This is a genomic window from Alkalimonas sp. NCh-2, assembly GCF_039631345.1.
Classification (GTDB): Bacteria; Pseudomonadota; Gammaproteobacteria; order Enterobacterales; family Alteromonadaceae; genus Alkalimonas; species Alkalimonas mucilaginosa.
On sequence record NZ_JBDIUV010000003.1, the window covers coordinates 39,507 to 56,262 of the forward strand.

8 protein-coding genes are annotated in these 16,756 nt (G+C 48.7%); all 8 read right to left on the reverse strand.

Annotated features, from left to right (window positions below; all coding sequences use genetic code 11):
- Positions 1–17: 17 nt before the first annotated feature.
- Positions 18–4,859: an NAD-glutamate dehydrogenase gene (locus tag ABC502_RS09285; protein ID WP_345915687.1), complete on the reverse strand. Its 4,842-nt coding sequence runs from the start codon at positions 4,857–4,859 to the stop codon at positions 18–20.
- A 234-nt stretch (positions 4,860–5,093) separates the two neighbouring features.
- Positions 5,094–7,412, reverse strand: coding sequence for an MMPL family transporter (locus ABC502_RS09290; protein ID WP_345915688.1), 2,319 nt, complete (start codon positions 7,410–7,412; stop codon positions 5,094–5,096).
- Positions 7,409–8,449 (reverse strand): YCF48-related protein, encoded by a 1,041-nt coding sequence (locus tag ABC502_RS09295; RefSeq protein WP_345915689.1) that lies wholly within the window; start codon positions 8,447–8,449, stop codon positions 7,409–7,411. The genes ABC502_RS09290 and ABC502_RS09295 overlap by 4 nt, the downstream gene beginning before the upstream one ends.
- A 69-nt stretch (positions 8,450–8,518) precedes the next feature.
- On the reverse strand, positions 8,519–9,880 hold the full coding sequence (locus tag ABC502_RS09300; RefSeq protein ID WP_330086887.1) for a DUF1329 domain-containing protein: 1,362 nt from the start codon (positions 9,878–9,880) through the stop codon (positions 8,519–8,521).
- A 19-nt stretch (positions 9,881–9,899) separates the two neighbouring features.
- Positions 9,900–12,059 (reverse strand): DUF1302 domain-containing protein, encoded by a 2,160-nt coding sequence (locus tag ABC502_RS09305; protein ID WP_345915690.1) that lies wholly within the window; start codon positions 12,057–12,059, stop codon positions 9,900–9,902.
- A 311-nt stretch (positions 12,060–12,370) separates the two neighbouring features.
- Entirely contained in the window at positions 12,371–12,592 is a 222-nt protein-coding gene (locus tag ABC502_RS09310; protein WP_330086885.1) for a DUF2835 family protein, read from the reverse strand.
- A gap of 12 nt (positions 12,593–12,604) precedes the next feature.
- A complete protein-coding gene (gene pepN, locus ABC502_RS09315) occupies positions 12,605–15,193 on the reverse strand; it encodes an aminopeptidase N (protein ID WP_345915692.1) in 2,589 nt (862 codons plus the stop codon).
- An 85-nt stretch (positions 15,194–15,278) separates the two neighbouring features.
- A complete protein-coding gene (gene nhaC / locus ABC502_RS09320; RefSeq protein ID WP_330086883.1) occupies positions 15,279–16,754 on the reverse strand; it encodes a Na+/H+ antiporter NhaC in 1,476 nt (491 codons plus the stop codon).
- Between the last annotated feature and the right edge of the window lie 2 nt (positions 16,755–16,756).

Genomic DNA, 16,756 nt, shown 5'->3' on the forward strand with positions numbered 1-16,756 from the left:
TAGTTTACCCTGTTGCTTCAGGATTGAACAGGTTCACAGTGATGGCTCAGTAGCATCAGCTCACGCAAGGCCACAGAGAATTTAGCAAACTCATGGGTCTTGGTTGTCTTGAACTCAGCCAACATCATACGCCAACGCTCCAGCAAGGCATCGTGCTCTGTCAGCCAGCTTTCAATCACAGCTTCGGCATCGCAAGCGCCACCACAACTGCGCACTACGACAGCGGCCATGGAGCGTTGCTGCCAGTCCAACTCTTCACGGTAGCTGGCACGTGCCAGGGCCTGCCAGTGGTTGGCAACAGGTTGCTGCGTAATTTGCTCCAGGAACCAGTGCAGATCCAGCCGGTCGCCCAGCTTGAAGTAAATTTCCGCAGTCAATGGCAGTGGCGTTTGCTCTGCATCCGCCACCTGAGCAATATCCATTACCGAGAATACCGTACTCAGATAAGCCAGGTAACGAGCAGTATCAGCCGGCACCCCTTTGTCCTGGTATGTTTTCAGCTGTTGATCCAGTTCAGCCATCTCTTTGGCAGCCATAAAGCGTGGCAGATTTTCTGACACTTCTTTAAAGGCTGGCTTAAAGAACGCCAGTGTCTGCTGAATATCCAGTGCTTTATTGCGATGGCGCAAGAACCAGCGTGTAGCCCGACGCATGGTTCGCCGAAGTTGATGCAATAACTTGGTTTGCAGACTGGCCGGGATCTTGTTATCCAAAGCACGCAGCGCATCCCAATAGGTTGGAATATCGAGTAAATCGCGTGCCATCGCATAACAAAGCATCAACTCTGCCACACTGCTGCCGGTTTCTTCACTCATCCGCTGGGCGAAATTCGGCCCCATCTCATTCACCAGTTGGTTGGCCAACTTGGTAGCAATGATTTCGCCTTTCAGCGGATGTTGCTCCATTTCAGCACTGTACTTCTTCTGCAGTACTTGTGGGAAAGCAGCAAACAACTCTTGCTTGAAGTATGGGTTCTCGTAAATCTCAGGCAGAACCAACTGCTCTTTTAATACCATCTTGCCATAGGCGGTCAGAATAGCGAGCTCAGGGCGGGTCAGCCCCATGCCTCGTGCCATTCTGTCAGACAACTCATCATCCGAAGGCAAGAATTCCAGCTCACGGTTTAGCTTGCCCTCTTTCTCCAGGGTATGGATAAAACGGGTGTATTCCTTCAGTTGATCAGCACCGAGCAAACCGGAAATAGAAATGCTTTCAGTCTGCAGATAACAGTCTTCAATAACCAGACGGGCGACATCATCAGTCATATCTACCAGTAGCTTGTTGCGCTGCTTCAGTGTCAGATCGCCGGCTGTCACCAAAGAGTTCAACAGGATCTTAATGTTGACTTCATTGTCTGAGCAATCTACCCCACCAACGTTATCAATAAAGTCGGTATTGATGCGACCGCCATTGGCAGCAAATTCAATGCGGCCGCGCTGGGTTGCACCCAGGTTACCGCCTTCACCAAAGATCTTGGCTTTAAATTCACGGCCATTTAGACGCAGTGCTTCCGTGCCACGGTCGCCAACTTCGGCATGACTTTCATCCGTAGCTTTCATGTAAGTACCGATACCGCCGTTCCAAATCAGATCGACCGGCATGGCCAGACATGCACGAATCAACTCGGTTGGCGTCATACTGGCTTTGCTGGTACCCAGCATCTTTTTCATTTGTGGGCTTAACTTGATCGACTTGGCACTGCGTAAGAAGACGCCGCCACCTTCCGAAATCAAAGATTTGTCGTAATCATCCCAGGTCGATGAAGGCAGTTTGAACATACGTGCACGTTCTTGGTAAGAGCTGGCAGCATCTGGTGTAGGGTCAATAAAGATGTGCATGTGGTTAAAAGCAGCCTGCAAGCGAATGTGTTTCGAAAGCAGCATGCCATTACCAAAGACATCCCCCGCCATATCGCCGATGCCGACACAGGTGAAATCAGTGGTTTGACAATCCACCCCAATTTCGCGGAAATGACGTTTTACTGACTCCCAGGCACCCCGGGCAGTGATCCCCATACCTTTGTGATCGTAACCATTGGAACCACCGGAAGCAAAAGCATCCCCCATCCAAAAGCCATACTCTTCAGAGATGCCATTGGAAATATCAGAGAAGGTAGCCGTGCCTTTGTCGGCCGCAACAACCAGATAGGGATCATCTTCGTCCAGCCGAACCACATCTTTTGGTGGGACAATCTCACCTTTGACAATGTTGTCGGTGACATCCAGCAAACCACGAATAAAGGTGCGGTAGCAGGCTTTCCCTTCATTGATGAAAGCTTCACGACCACCGGTTTCCGGCAGTTGCTTACAAACGAAGCCGCCTTTGGCACCCACCGGCACAATCACGGTATTCTTCACTTGCTGTGCTTTTACCAGGCCCAGTACTTCAGTGCGGAAATCTTCGCGCCGATCTGACCAACGTAAACCTCCGCGGGCAACCTTACCAAACCGCAGATGCACACCCTCAACCCGTGGCGAATAGACAAAAATCTCAAAAGCAGGCACTGGTAATGGAATTTCCGGGATCAGATCCGGTTTTATCTTCATCGAGATGTATGGTTTTTCCTGGCCTTCTGCATCCGGCTGGAAATAGTTGGTGCGCAGCACTGCATGCACAATATCGACAAAACGACGAATAATACGATCATCATCCAGGTTGGCGACATGTTCCAACTGTTCGGTGATCTGTTGCTCCAGCTTGTCAATGGCTTTGGCAGTTACTTTGGTTGATGGTGAAAACTTACTATTAAAGAGCTCAACTATCAGTCGGGCCAACTCTGGGTAACGACTGAAGGTGCTCTCAATATAGCTTTGGCTGAAAGTACCACCGATTTGCCGTTTGTACTTGGCAATAGCTCGCAGCAAAGCAGCTTCACGCCCAGACAAACCCGCAGCTAAAATCAAACGGTTAAAACCATCATCTTCCAGGGCGCCGGCCCAGACTTTGGCAAAAGAACTCTGGAAATCCTGCTGAGCCTGATCAAAGTCGTTTAATAACTCGCAGTTCAGTTCCATGGTGAAATTCAGGATCCAACTGACAGCACCATCCGGCGTTCGTACCGGATACGGTGTTTCACCAATCACCCGCAAGCCAAAGTTCTCCAACATTGGCAACACATCCGAAAGATGAATCGGCTTGTCTTTGTGAAACAGATTCAGGCGTACTGCTTTGCTGTTGCTTTTCTCTTCCTGTGGTTGATAGAACAACATCTCGAGGGTATGTTCTTCGTTCAGAGATTCCAGCTTGCCGATGTCCACCAAGGCATCATTTGGCAACATCTCTTCTTTATAACCACGAGGGAAAGCATTGACGTACTTACGGGACAACTCGCGGCCTTTGGCTTCACCATAGACCCCAACCAGCGCCGACTCTAACTTATCTTCCCAGGTCCGGGCCGCTTCAATCAGATTGCGTTCGATTTCTTTCACATTCAACTCGACATGGCTATCGTGGATACGAATAATGTAATGAGTGCGGGCCAGTACCGACTCGGAAAAGAAGGTTGTAAACTCAACTGGCTCATCGGTTTTCAGGAATTGCTGGAATATTTGCTGTGTTTCTTTACGTAATTGAGTGTTGTAACGCTCACGCGGTACATAAACCATGGCTGAAACAAAACGGCCAAAGGTGTCTTTACGCATAAAGACCCGGGTCATATCCCGTTCTTGCATCTGCAATACACCGGTTGCCACTTCAAGCAGGTCGTCTGGACTGGCTTGAATCAGCTCATCGCGTGGATAGGTTTCCAGAATATTCAGCAAAGCCTTGTAGGCATGGGTACCAGGCGTAAACTCCGACATCGCCATAACCTGTGACAACTTGGATTTTAGCAATGGGATATCACCGGCACTGTTGTTGTACAACGTTGCCGAGTACAGGCCAATAAAGCGATGCTCACCGGTGACTTCGCCTTTGTCATTAAACTGCTTGACACCAACATAATCGATGTAAGCCGGACGATGAACCCGCGACTTATGATTGGTTTTGGTCAGAATCAACAGCGAATCATCCAATGCCTGGTGGCGGGCATTTTCCGGCAATTCAGACAGCATCAAATCTCTGGCATCGGCCCGGCGCATCAGGCCAAGCGCAGTATCGGTTATACCTTCAATGCGATAATCACCTTTGACCGGTTTGATTTTGTATTCGCGGTAACCAAGGAAGGTAAAGTTATCTTTTACCAGCCAGTGTAAGAAATCGATGTGGTCTTTACGCTGGTTGCTCAGCGCCTTGTCACTGCTGGTTGGCAACTCGGCAATAACAGACTTCAGCTTCTCACGGACCACTTGCCAATCCTGCACCGATAAAGTGACATCTTCCATCACAGAGTGCAGCTCGGAGGTCAAGTTATCAATGGCCGCCTTATCGGTCTGGCGATCAATTTCAATATGAAACACCGTCTGGCGGGTATCGGCCTGGCTTTTGGCGCCCAGCTTATGGAAGTCTTCAATCGCGCCTTCCGCAGTGCGCTTGGCTTGCAACGGCAAATGGACAAAGAAATGAGCCGAAATATTCTGACGAGTCAGCGCCATTCGTACCGAATCCACCAAAAAGGGCATGTCATGCACCACAATTTCGACGATGGTATGTTTGGACTCCCAGCCGTGCCGGCTAATTTCAGGATTGAACACCCGGATCACAGCCCCATCCTGGTGATGGTTATTAAATGTTTTCCAAAGGCTTAATGCAGCGCCGTACAGATCACTGTCATTACGGCCAATCAAATCTTCTGAAGCAATGCTGCCATAGAGAATAGAAGCAAATTTTTCGACCAGAGCAGGTTGCTCTTTCACTTTCTGTTGAATAAGTTTTTTTACGTTTTGTAATAGTACAGAGGGTTGACCATCTATCAGTGCCATTTTCATATCCTTTATTTACGTCATGACGCCAAGGGCATGATTCAACTGCACACGATTGTGCGCGTTAGCTGCGAAGTGTAGTCACTATTGTAGCCATTTTCGAGCTTTATTTCAGTGTTTTAGACTGGTGCAACCAGTGACGGCAACTGTTGATGATAACTTATGCACTTCCCTTAAATAGAAAATGGCCTTTCGGCCATTTTCGTGTTTAGTCATGCATAAACTTTTTTTGGCTTATTTATTCTTTGGCCAGAAAAAAGCAGCCAGAGCTGGCAACACCAGAATGGCTCCCAACATATTCACCAGGAACATAAAAGTCAGCAAAATACCCATGTCGACCTGGAATTTCAAAGCCGAGAATACCCAGGTACTCACCCCAATCGCCAGCGTAATGCCTGTAAAGAGAACAGCACTGCCCCGCTCTTTCAATGCTTCGTAGTAAGCATCGCGCATTGGTACACGATCTTTCAGCATCTGACTCATGCTGGATACAATGTAAATACCATAATCCACCCCGATACCTACGCCCAGCGCTATTACTGGCAAAGTCGATACTGTCAGGCCAATCTGCAGTAAGGTCATTAAAGCCATCGCCATGGTCGATACTACAAAGAGTGGGATTACCACAGCAGCAGTTGCCCGACCAGAGCGGAAACTTAACAAACAGAGGATAATGACAGCACCATATACATAGAGCATCATTGGTCGCTGTGCTGCAGCCACCGCCTCATTCGTTGCTGCCATTACTCCCGCCGGACCAGATGCCAGCATAAAGCGTGTATCCTCATCCCCTAGTTCACTGCCGTACTCTTTCGCCGCTTGCACCACCCGGGCCAACGTCTCGGCTTTGTGGTCTTCCAAAAACAGCATAACTGGCATTACTGAACAATCCCGGTTCAGCAAGCCGCTGCTGGTTTCTACCTGAGCGGATGCCTGCACCAGACTTTGGGTGTTGCGTGGCAATACCCGCCATTTCACATTACCTTCGTTGTAACCTGCATTGATGGTTTTCGCCACTGAAGACAGTGATACTGCAGATTGTACCCCAGGTACATTTACCATCAGCCATTGGAAATGATCTACCCGTTGCATAATGTCATGATGGGTACAGGCATTCGGTATAGACTCCACCATAATATTGATGTAATCCACCGAAATCGCAAAACGATCAGTAATAAGGAAGGTATCCTGATTGTAGCGGGAATGCTCATGCAAAGCAGGGGCGCCGGCATGCAAATCACCGATTTTTAACTGTTGGCTTTGGATGCTTGCCGCGATAAAAAGCAGGGCTGTAACTGCCAGCACCACTGCGGCTACCGGTTTAGTTGCCACCGCAGACAACTTGTACCACACCTTATCAGCAGTAGGATTACCAGCTGCAGCACGTTGCTGATAAGCTTTGCTGAAACGTACGTAAGACATCAACACCGGCAATAAGATCAGGTTGGTCAGAATAATGACCGCGACTCCAAGACTGGCAGTAATGGCCAGTTCCCGGATGACGCCAATCTCAATGATCAACAGGGTTAAAAATCCAACGGTATCAGACAGCAATGCCACACCACCAGGGACCAGCAATTTACGGAAGCTGGCCTGAGCCGCCGTTTTCGCATCCAGGCCGGATGCCACCCGCTTCCCTGTGGAGTTGATCATCTGCACACCATGACTTACGCCAATGGCAAAGACCAGAAAAGGAACCAGAATTGACATCGGATCAATGCCAAAGCCAATCACCGACAGCAAGCCCATTTGCCAGATCACTGCAATCAATGAACAAGCTATTGGTAGCACCGTTAACATCAAAGAACGTGAGAAAAAGAATACCATCAGGGATGTGATAGCAATGGCGATAGCGAAAAAAGTCAGTACGCCTTTGGCGCCATCTGCTACATCCCCCACCATCTTAGCAAACCCAATGATGTGTACACTGACCTGCTCAGTTTCAAACTGTCCACGAATTTGCTCTTCAAGGGTTGCGGCAAAAGCAATGGTATCAAGCCGCTCATTGGTAGAGGGATCTATTTCCAGCAACTGAGCGTTGATCATGGCGCAACTAAAATCATCCGCTACCATGCGACCGACGATACCAGCCTTTTCCACATTCTCACGTACTCTTGCCAGACCGCGTTGATCAGGCACAAAGTCTGCCGGTATCACCGGTCCACCGGCAAAGCCATCTTCCACCACCTCCACAAAACGGGTGCTTGGACTAAACAAAGAGCGTACCTGGACCCGGTTAACGCCCGGAATGTAATACAACTGATCATGCGCCCGACGCAGGCTATCGAAAAAATCCGCATTAAAAATAGTGCCACTGGCATCGCACATCGACACCAAAATATTGTTGGCACCTCCGAAATCCTGCTCGTGCTGCATATAGGTTTTCATGTACTCATGCTTGAGCGGTATATTCTTACTGAAACCAGCATCCAACTGAATTTGAGTAGCTTTAAATAATAAGAACAAGGTAGCCAACACGAAAAAGGCCAACACAGCCAGTCGGTGACGAAATAAGGCATACTCAACTTTATTAACGATTCGATTTAAACTCATGGCTTCTTCTGGCTCTGTTGCGCTAACTGACGGATCCCAAGCTCGGTAGCCAGGATCATCCGCTGTTGAAATGGCACCGCATTCACAATAGCACGGCCATCCACCTCGGTACTAAAGACAAAACTTTGTCCTTGATCGGTACTGACTGCCCAAAGGCCGGCATTGCCGGTTAAGTAAATGGCTTCAGGGAGTACAATCACACTATTAATGGTCGCTTGCGAGTCCAGCACCATTTCTTGCCAGCTTTCGCCCTCATCTTCAGATAAAAACACATGGCCACGCAGGCCAACAGCAAGCCAATGTCCTTCTGCAGTCACAGCCACATCAAACAAAGAGCCATGATAAAAGGGCTCAAGCAATTCCCAGTGCTGACCGAAATCGTCACTGATTGCAAAAAAACCTGCTTCACCAACCATCAACAGCTGGTTGTCTGCCACAAAGATACGATTGAAGTGCGGCAAAATAGCGGTTAGTTCAACGGCGTAGAGCTCAGGATCATCTTGTTTTAACTCCAGCAGGTACTCTTGCTCCTCTTCATCCAGCAACTCCAGATGAAACTCGGCCTCCCAACTGGTGCCTCCATCCCGGGTACGGTACATCAGGCCATAAGCACCAACAGCAATACCGTGCTCGCGACTTTCAAATACCACATCCAACAAGGGCTTATCCAGCTCGGGCAAAAACTGTTGCAGTTGCCAACTGGCTCCACCATCCTGAGTGTGCAAGATACTGGCATCATGACCTACAGCCCAACCATGGCTGGCATCAACAAAGGTCACAGCGTTTAAATTGGCCCGCACAGGCACGTCTGCCTGTTGCCAGTGCACACCATCCTCGCTCCACAGAATATGACCTCGCTCACCTACGGCAATAAGGCGGTTTGATGGCAGTATGGTGATATCGGTCAGTAACGAGTGCTCAGCAAGGGGGGCCAAAACTGCAGGTTGTGCAGCTAAGCGGTCTTGCTCGGCACTGCTCGCCAGGCTCATAAACAACGCCATACCAATCCAAAGGGGGATACTACAGGCAGATTTCATCAGAATTCGTCTCGATTTAATTGCAAAACGGCTGAGAAGCTCAGCCGTTTGTCTACAGTCCGCTCAGGATTAACGAACGCCTTCGCGCCGCAAAGCTGCCGGAGTGAAATCATTGTCATTCAAGGTGACAGAGAAATCATACATGGCATCCTCATTATCCAGTCCCAGCGCAATGTAACGGCGCGAGTTTAGATCATGATACACTTCAAGCGTACTCCAGTGTGCGGGCATTTCGTAATAGTTCAGACCATGCGCCTGTGCAACCCGATACAAATCACCCCGGTTGTCATAGAGGTCGGCAACATGAATTTGCCAGCTGTCTTCATCGATGAAGAACACACGTTTGCCATACACATGACGCATACCGTCTTTCAAAGTGGCTTCAACCACCCAGACGCGGTGCAATTCATAGCGCGTGTGAGCCGGATTGATATGACCAGGCATCAGAATATCGCTGTACTTCAGCTCATTGCTGTGCAACTTATAGCTGTTGTACGGAATATACATTTCCTTTTTGCCTTTCAACTCCCAGTTGTAGCGATCTGGGGAGCCATTAAACATATCAAAGTCATCGGTGGTACGCAGGCCATCGGAAGCGGTACCTGGTGCATCGTAGGCAACGTTTGGCGCACGACGCACCCGGCGCTGACCGGTGTTATAGGTCCAGGCCTGTCGGGGAGTAGCAATTTGGTCCATGGTTTCATGAACCAGCAAGGCTGTACCCGCCAAACGCGCTGGCGAGGTAACGCTTTGTTTAAACTTAAACAAAATGTTTTCTGCCATCAGGTTTTCTGGCGTTGCATCCGGATGTGAGTACTTGAACATGATTTGTTCATCAAAACCAATAAAGGTGTATGCACCAGAAGCCGTAGGTGCCGCTTGACCACCATTGCGGGTAGCTGCAACGCCACGGAAGCGCACAATATGGTTCCAGATCGCTTCTAAGCCATTGCTTGGAATTGGAAATGGAATACCAATAGCAGCATTGGCCAGACCATTGCCGCCTTCAATCAGCTCGGCCTTAGTGGCTATTTCCTTGGTTGCATCGTAAAAATACTGCGGAAAGGATGCAGAACGACGCGTCGGATAAATCGGCATGTTGAAGGTATCAGGATAGAGCTCAAACAAGGCAATTTGACCCGGACTTAATTTGTCGCGGTGCTGATCCAGGTTACTGCTGTTAATTACATACAACACCTGATCATCAGCGAAAGGATCCGGGTGATGATCACCAGGAGTATAACCTGCTGGTGGCGTCAAAATACCACCGGTCCATTCAGGGATGGTACCAGCAGCATTGCCGGCTCGCTCAGCACCGATTGGTGTTAAGTCCTGACCAAGACGCGCAGCTTGTTCTGGCGTAATTTTAGCCAGCGCACTGCAGCTTACAACCATGGCAACAGCTGAAGCCAAGAGGGTGAGTTTTTTCATAATGGTTCTCGTCCCTTACTTAAATAGAGTACTTAACGTTAAATGATACAAAGTCACGATCGGCCAGATTGTTGGTGGTACCTACCCCACCCCAGAACCAATTGTAAGACAGCTCTGCTGACCAGCGACTCAGGTAATCAAAGCCAATGGTATAACCCAGAGACTTACGCCCTTCCACAAACATGAACAATGGATCTGGTGTAATGCCATTCACATCGTGGGCGAAGTTGATGCGGTGCGTCAGATTGCCTCCCGCAAAAACGTTGTTGTATTGGGCCTGCGCAAAGATACGATAGCCCCAGGCTGAAGCCGTAGGGAACGGATTTGGTTCTGGCCCGTCAGACAATGCCTGATGCAAGCCTTCCGATGGCCCTAAAGGACCTATCAAAGGTGCTCCACTGCGATCGGTGTTTGGGCCATTCAAACGAAGCACACTTTGATCTGGCATGCTGTGAATTTTCACACCACCCACTTCAGCAAGGACTGACAAGTTGTCGGTGCCAAGCACAGGCCCAAACAAGTGGGTCAAAGTTACCGATGCCTGGGTGGTGTTGCGGGTTATATAGCCCTGAGCCATCTGGCCAGGCAGCACTTTATTGCCATCAGCCCGGCCAATTTGAGAAATACCACCCAATTCAGGGTTCACGGCGATACCATCCAGGGTTGCATTAGCAAGCTGCTCTGGCATACCAGCGTACAGAATTTCGACATCATCGATTTGCAGTGGTTCATTGCGACGATGAGCCAACTCACCCGCAACAGAAGTACCTGCTATCGTGGTGTTAAAGCTGAAGCCATAAAGTTTGATGTCTTCCGGGTATTCCAGCAGGCCTTTAGAGAACATGCTAAGGTTGCCGATGTTGTCTGCGGTGATCTGCTGCTGATTTTCACTCAGATACACCAGGGACTGCAGCAATCCGACCTCACGCCCCCCATCAACGCTGAAGTCTGCCGCAATACCTGAGATCACAGGAACACGACTGTGATAATTCATGAAATAAACGGCGAACTCAGTGTCATTCAGATTAGGAGCAAAATACTCCAGCTTCGCGCCATACTGACCACCATTTTTGGGTTTTAGCTCACCTTCCGAACCTGCCGGACGCAATGCAACACGGGTAGCGTATACCCGGGCCAGGTTAATGGCGTTGATTTTATCCTGCCGACTGGCATTTGGGTTTTCAATCACTTGCAGCAAAGCCGGAGCGAATAGCGACAAGGTATTCATTTCATCAACCAGGAAATCCAGATCAATGTCCGGGTTGCCAGCAAAACCTAACTGAATATTCTGCGCATGCCCCCCTTTGCCAGCAAAGTCATTGGTTGAGAAATAAGTACCTGGCGATGGCAGATAGCTGTTTTCCCAATCGTACTGATAGAAAAACTCAGCCGATAAATTATCGGTCAGACCAACAGCCAGACTGAGCATACCAACGGGGATATAAGCTTCTTTTAAGTCAGCGCCCGGAGAGCGGAGAATACCCACATCAATTGGTGTAATATTGATGCCGTGCGGTAAGAAAGTACTTTCCCCCCAGCTCAGCACCTGCTGTCCCAGTCGAACCGTCAATGGGTTCATGCCATCATTAAAACTGAAGTTGCCATAGACATAAGCGTCAAGCAAGCGGAAGTCACGGCAGCTCAGTTTACGCGAATCTCTGTCAGCACAAGGGTCAACATGCTGGCCTGAAATTGGGTTGGTGTAGGCATAATTGCTTTTGCGCTGTGCAAAATCGTAAAAATACATGAAACGACCGAAGAAGCCGAGATTGTCTTTACGGATCGAGAGATCATGAGTGCCCTTCAGCATGCTGCTGAACATATCACCACGGTCAAAATTCAGATTACCGGCATCACCGTTACTGGAGTACGCACCAGGCTCAGCCCAAATTTCGGTATTGGCATACACACTGTTGATATTGGGCGTACCAGCCGCCGTAAAGTAATAACCATAATCATCCCAGTTAAAGCGCGGATGATTTGCTTTACTGATGGTATCCCAGTTACGATCTTCAGCCCGCCAACTGGCACCGTAGGAAAAGGTTGAATCAAATTGAATATCAACCCCACCCCAGTTAAAGCTGGCAGCCTGTATTGAACTTGCGGACATCGCCATTAACGCTGAGGCAATGCCAAGCGCCAGTGGCTTTTTCTGAAAAAAGGTAGTCCTTTTCTTCATGTTGGTTTCTCCCCCCTGTCCCCACAGGTCATTGTTATTTTTGTAGGCATACACTTGAACTCATCGGAGCTCAGCGCACATGATAAAATAATTACATCATTTCGGTAGCTTCGCAAGGCTTCTCAGCGGCTAAATCTGTTGATTTGTATTTGTTTTTTGTTTAATGAAACGATTTGCGCACTGAATGGCACTCTATTAGTTTAATCAGCTTTTGAAAAAACCCAAATCTTCTAACTAACATAATGAAAAATCGACTGAAATACCCGGCAAAATTGATCGGCCGTTTTAATTCATCGTTTAAAGCAATAGCTCTAACTATTTTTTATTAATTTGATGAGCTTGCCATTGGTATCCAGCCAAATGGTGAAAATACCGTGGATACCATCCTTTTGAATAAAGCGATGGAAGTGCTTCACGGCAATTTGAATACGCTCACCACTCTGTGCCGTTACAATAAAATTGCGATACTGGCCCTGGTAATAGCCCAGGCACTCCCGGGCAGACAGATGCAGCGAAAAATGATAGACAACCACGTTTGATTTCCACTAACCAGCGAGCGCTTTACTGACTTTTTCATACAAGTCATTGCTAATCCCATCTTTCTCCAGCAACTGACGCAAAGCTTGCTTTATTAAAATCTGTCGCTCTGAATCATAGCGATGCCAGGACAATAAAGGTGTCACCAACCGGGCAGCCACCTGGGGATTGATCGGATCAAGCAATAACAAAGTCTGAGTCAGCAACTGATACCCACGTCCATCCAACCGATGAAACTGCCCTGGGTTCTGCATGGCAAAGGCATGAAACAGCGCTCGTACCCGGTTTGGATTTTGCCAACTAAATTTCGGATGCTGACATAGAGCAGCAATGGTATCGAATACTTGCTCAGTTGGGTTGGCCGCGTGCAGACTAAACCACTTGTCCAGCACCAGCACATCCTGCTGCCACTCATTGGCAAAATGCTGCATCAACGATTCAAACACCGGATGTTCGCTGTGCAAACTGGCTTTAAGCACAGCTAATTTATCGGTCATGCCACTAGCCGTATGATACTGCTGCTCTAGCAGGGTCTGGCTATCGCCATGATGCATGCTTAAGTAGTCCAGACAACGATTTTTTAATGCTCTTTGACCAACCGCCTCTTCGTTGTACTCGGCTGCGGCTTGACTGTGCTGCTGATAGCATTGCAGCAATGCTTTACTCAGGTGCTCTGAGATTTGCAGACGAAAAGCAGCACTGGCTGCAAGAATGGAGTCCACAGGGATTTGCGGAAAGCTCTCGGCAAAAGTGCCATAATCCGGTACTTTCAGTAACTCGGCTGTAAGGGACTTATCAGGCAATGGCTGGTTAAGTAAAGTGGCATAGAGCTCAAATAAAGCCTCCGGTAAATGAAAAGCTCCCCCCTGCTGAATATACTGCTGCAGCCATAACATCCAGCACGACTGCAAAGCATCCCAGCGGGCAAAACCGTTACTGGCGGCTTTGGCTATCCGAAGCAACTCTTGTTCGCTGTAATCATGCAGTAAGCGCACCGGAGCAGAGAAGTCTTCCAGCAATACAGGTAAAGCGGTTGCCGAAACATCGGTAAAGACCAGTGACTCTTCTTGCAATTGCATGACAAAAAGCCCCGACTCTGAGCGTTCTCCATCCACTAATTGATAACGTATCGGTAAGACCAGTGGTAATTTCGTTGCCTGATCAGCTGTCGCCGGGGTGTGCTGCCGCAAGGTAAGCGTCAGCTGCTGTTTGTGTACGTCGTAGGAGCGCTGAACACGCAACTCCGGTGTCCCTGATTGCTGATACCAACGGCGAAAAGCGCTAAGATCGTAGTGATTTGCATCCTGCATCGCTTGCACAAAGTGCTCGCAAGTCACTGCCTGACCATCGTGGCGCTGCACATACAAACGCATCCCTGCCTGGAAACCATCTTCACCAAGCAAAGTATGCAGCATCCGGATCACTTCAGCCCCTTTATCGTACACAGTGACCGTGTAGAAATTATTCATTTCCATTACTTGCTGCGGCTGAATTGGGTGCGCCATCGGGCTGGCATCTTCCGCAAACTGAGCGGTGCGGATCACCTGCACAGCATGAATGCGGTTAACTGTAGCAGACCCCATATCACGGCTAAATTCTTGGTGACGAAACACCGTCAAGCCTTCTTTCAAGCTAAGCTGGAACCAGTCACGGCAAGTGACTCGGTTACCAGTCCAGTTATGAAAATACTCATGCCCGATAATCGACTCAACATTAAAAAAGTCGGTATCCGTAGCGGTATTGTTGCTCACCAACACATACTTGCTATTAAATACATTCAGACCTTTATTTTCCATTGCCCCCATATTAAAGAAGTCGACAGCAACCACCATATAGGTATCCAAATCGTATTCCAGACCAAAACGCTCTTCATCCCAACGCATAGAGCGCTTCAAGGCCTCCAGTGCAAAAATGGCCTTATTGCCCTGACCTTTCTCGACGTAAAAAGCCAACTCAACCACTCTGCCAGATTTGGTCGTATACTGATCTTGTCGCAGTTCAAAATCACCCGCTACCAGTGCAAATAAGTAACAGGGCTTTGGAAAGGGATCCTGCCAGCGAACCAGCCGTTGACCACCAGCAAGCAAACGGTCAGCCACTTTGTTGCCATTGGATAGCAGGTAAGGATATTGGTTGGCGTCGGCAATGATGGTGGTACTAAAGACCGACAGCACATCAGGCCTGTCCAGGTAGTAAGTAATACGGCGAAAACCTTCCGCCTCACACTGGGTGCAAAAACTGCCATTGGCAAAATACAACCCCTCCAGCGCCGTATTGGCCTGGGGACAAATCTCTGTCTTAATGGTGAGCTTAAAGTCATCGTCTGTCACCGACAGACGCAATTGCTGAGCATCGCACTGATACTCAGAAGGCTGTAACAAACGTTCATTGTAATGGACCGCTAATAGCAAAAGCTGTTGGCCGTCTAACCGAAGCTCCAAAGCATTTGGGTTGGCTCGCCGAAACTGCAGGACCGCAGTGACCAGTGTTTTATCCGCAGCTAACTCAAAAGTTAGATCTGTGGTTTCAATGAAAAAGTCCGGTGCCTGGTAATCCGCCAGGCGCTTTACCTGACGACTGTTGGTGTCTGCAGACATAACAACTCCGATTGCAGTAGCTAAAAGGCTGGTTTTATTCAGTATAACGCGAAACAGCCTGATCGGCAGGATCAGGCTGGTGCTATTAAGATTTTAGATGCAGTTCTTGCTGCACACTTTCTGGCGGGGATAACTTTAGGATCTTAATCCCGCAATAGGCGTAGATCACTGCCAACACAGGATTGATCAAATTAAAGAAGGCGTAGATAAAATAATCCAGTGGATTCACATTCAACACACCGTGCATGTAAGCGCCGCAGGTATTCCAGGGGATCAATGGACTGGTAATAGTACCGCCATCTTCCAGTGTACGTGACAAATTCACCGGAGCAAGACCACGTCGTTCATACTCTTCTTTGTACATGCGTCCTGGCATCACAATTGCCATGTACTGATCAGCCGTAAGAATATTGGTCGCAATACAGGTGGCAATGGTACTGGTAATCAAAGAGCCGGTGCTATGTGCTGCTTTTAGAATCGACTGTACAAACTTACGCAACAAGCCGACTTTTTCTATCACCGCCCCAAACATCATCGCCGAAAAAATCAACCAGACAGTATTCAGCATGCTGGACATACCACCACCACTAAGCAGGCTGTTTAAATCATCTGACCCCGTTTCCACAGCAAAGCCATCAAACAAAGTGGCCCACACCAGCTTCAGGCTGCCCAGGCTGGTTCCCAAATCCTGATCCATCAAGCTCTGGATCAATTCACGCTGAAACAGCAAAGCCCAAACGCCACCAAGTAAGGCTCCGATAAACACGGTTGGAAATGCCGGCACTTTTTTAACGGCCATGGCCAGCAAGACGAAAAGCGGGATCAGGGTCCAGAAACTGATAGCAAAGTGCTGCTGCAAAGTCGCACTGATCAAATCAATATGGACCGCATCGGCTGACGTTGTGCTGTTCAGCCCTATGACTAAAAACAGCAACAAGGCAATGACAATACTGGGTACTGTCGTCCACAGCATATGCCGGATATGAGCAAAGAGTTCGGCTCCGGCTACTGCAGGTGCCAGGTTGGTGGTTTCACTTAAGGGGGATATTTTATCGCCAAAATAAGCGCCGGAAATAATGGCTCCTGCCGTAATTGCCGGTGACAAACCCAAACCTGCAGCTACACCAATCAAAGCCACACCAATGGTTGCAGCGGTGGTCCAGGAGCTACCGATACTCATGGCCACTATGCCACACAAAATACAGCTGGCAGCATAAAACCAGCTTGGGCTTAACAGCAGCATGCCATAATAAATGAGTGTTGGTACCGTACCAGCCAGCAACCAGGTGCCGATCAGGGCACCTACAGCCAGCAAAATCAGTACCGCCCCTAAGGACAAAGCAATGCCTTTTGTCATCGCCTGTTCTATCTCATGCCAGCGCAAACCATTTTTAAGGCCAATCACAACGGCAACGGCAGAAGCAATAAAAAGCGCGATTTGGTTCGGACCATAGGAGGAGTCATCACCAAATAACAATACGGAGCTGGATAACAGCGTGATCAAAACCAGAATTGGCAATGAAGCATCAAAAAAGCTGGGTTCTTTTATCTTTGTTGTCATGA

Excerpts from the sequence above, each read along its gene's own strand:
- ABC502_RS09285 (WP_345915687.1), bottom strand. The coding sequence starts at position 4,859 with ATGGCACTGATAGATGGTCAACCCTCTGTACTATTACAAAACGTAAAA.
- ABC502_RS09305 (WP_345915690.1), bottom strand. The coding sequence starts at position 12,059 with ATGAAGAAAAGGACTACCTTTTTTCAGAAAAAGCCACTGGCGCTTGGC.
- pepN (WP_345915692.1), bottom strand. The coding sequence starts at position 15,193 with ATGTCTGCAGACACCAACAGTCGTCAGGTAAAGCGCCTGGCGGATTAC.
- ABC502_RS09300 (WP_330086887.1), bottom strand. The coding sequence starts at position 9,880 with ATGAAAAAACTCACCCTCTTGGCTTCAGCTGTTGCCATGGTTGTAAGC.
- nhaC (WP_330086883.1), bottom strand. The coding sequence starts at position 16,754 with ATGACAACAAAGATAAAAGAACCCAGCTTTTTTGATGCTTCATTGCCA.
- ABC502_RS09295 (WP_345915689.1), bottom strand. The coding sequence starts at position 8,449 with ATGAAATCTGCCTGTAGTATCCCCCTTTGGATTGGTATGGCGTTGTTT.
- ABC502_RS09290 (WP_345915688.1), bottom strand. The coding sequence starts at position 7,412 with ATGAGTTTAAATCGAATCGTTAATAAAGTTGAGTATGCCTTATTTCGT.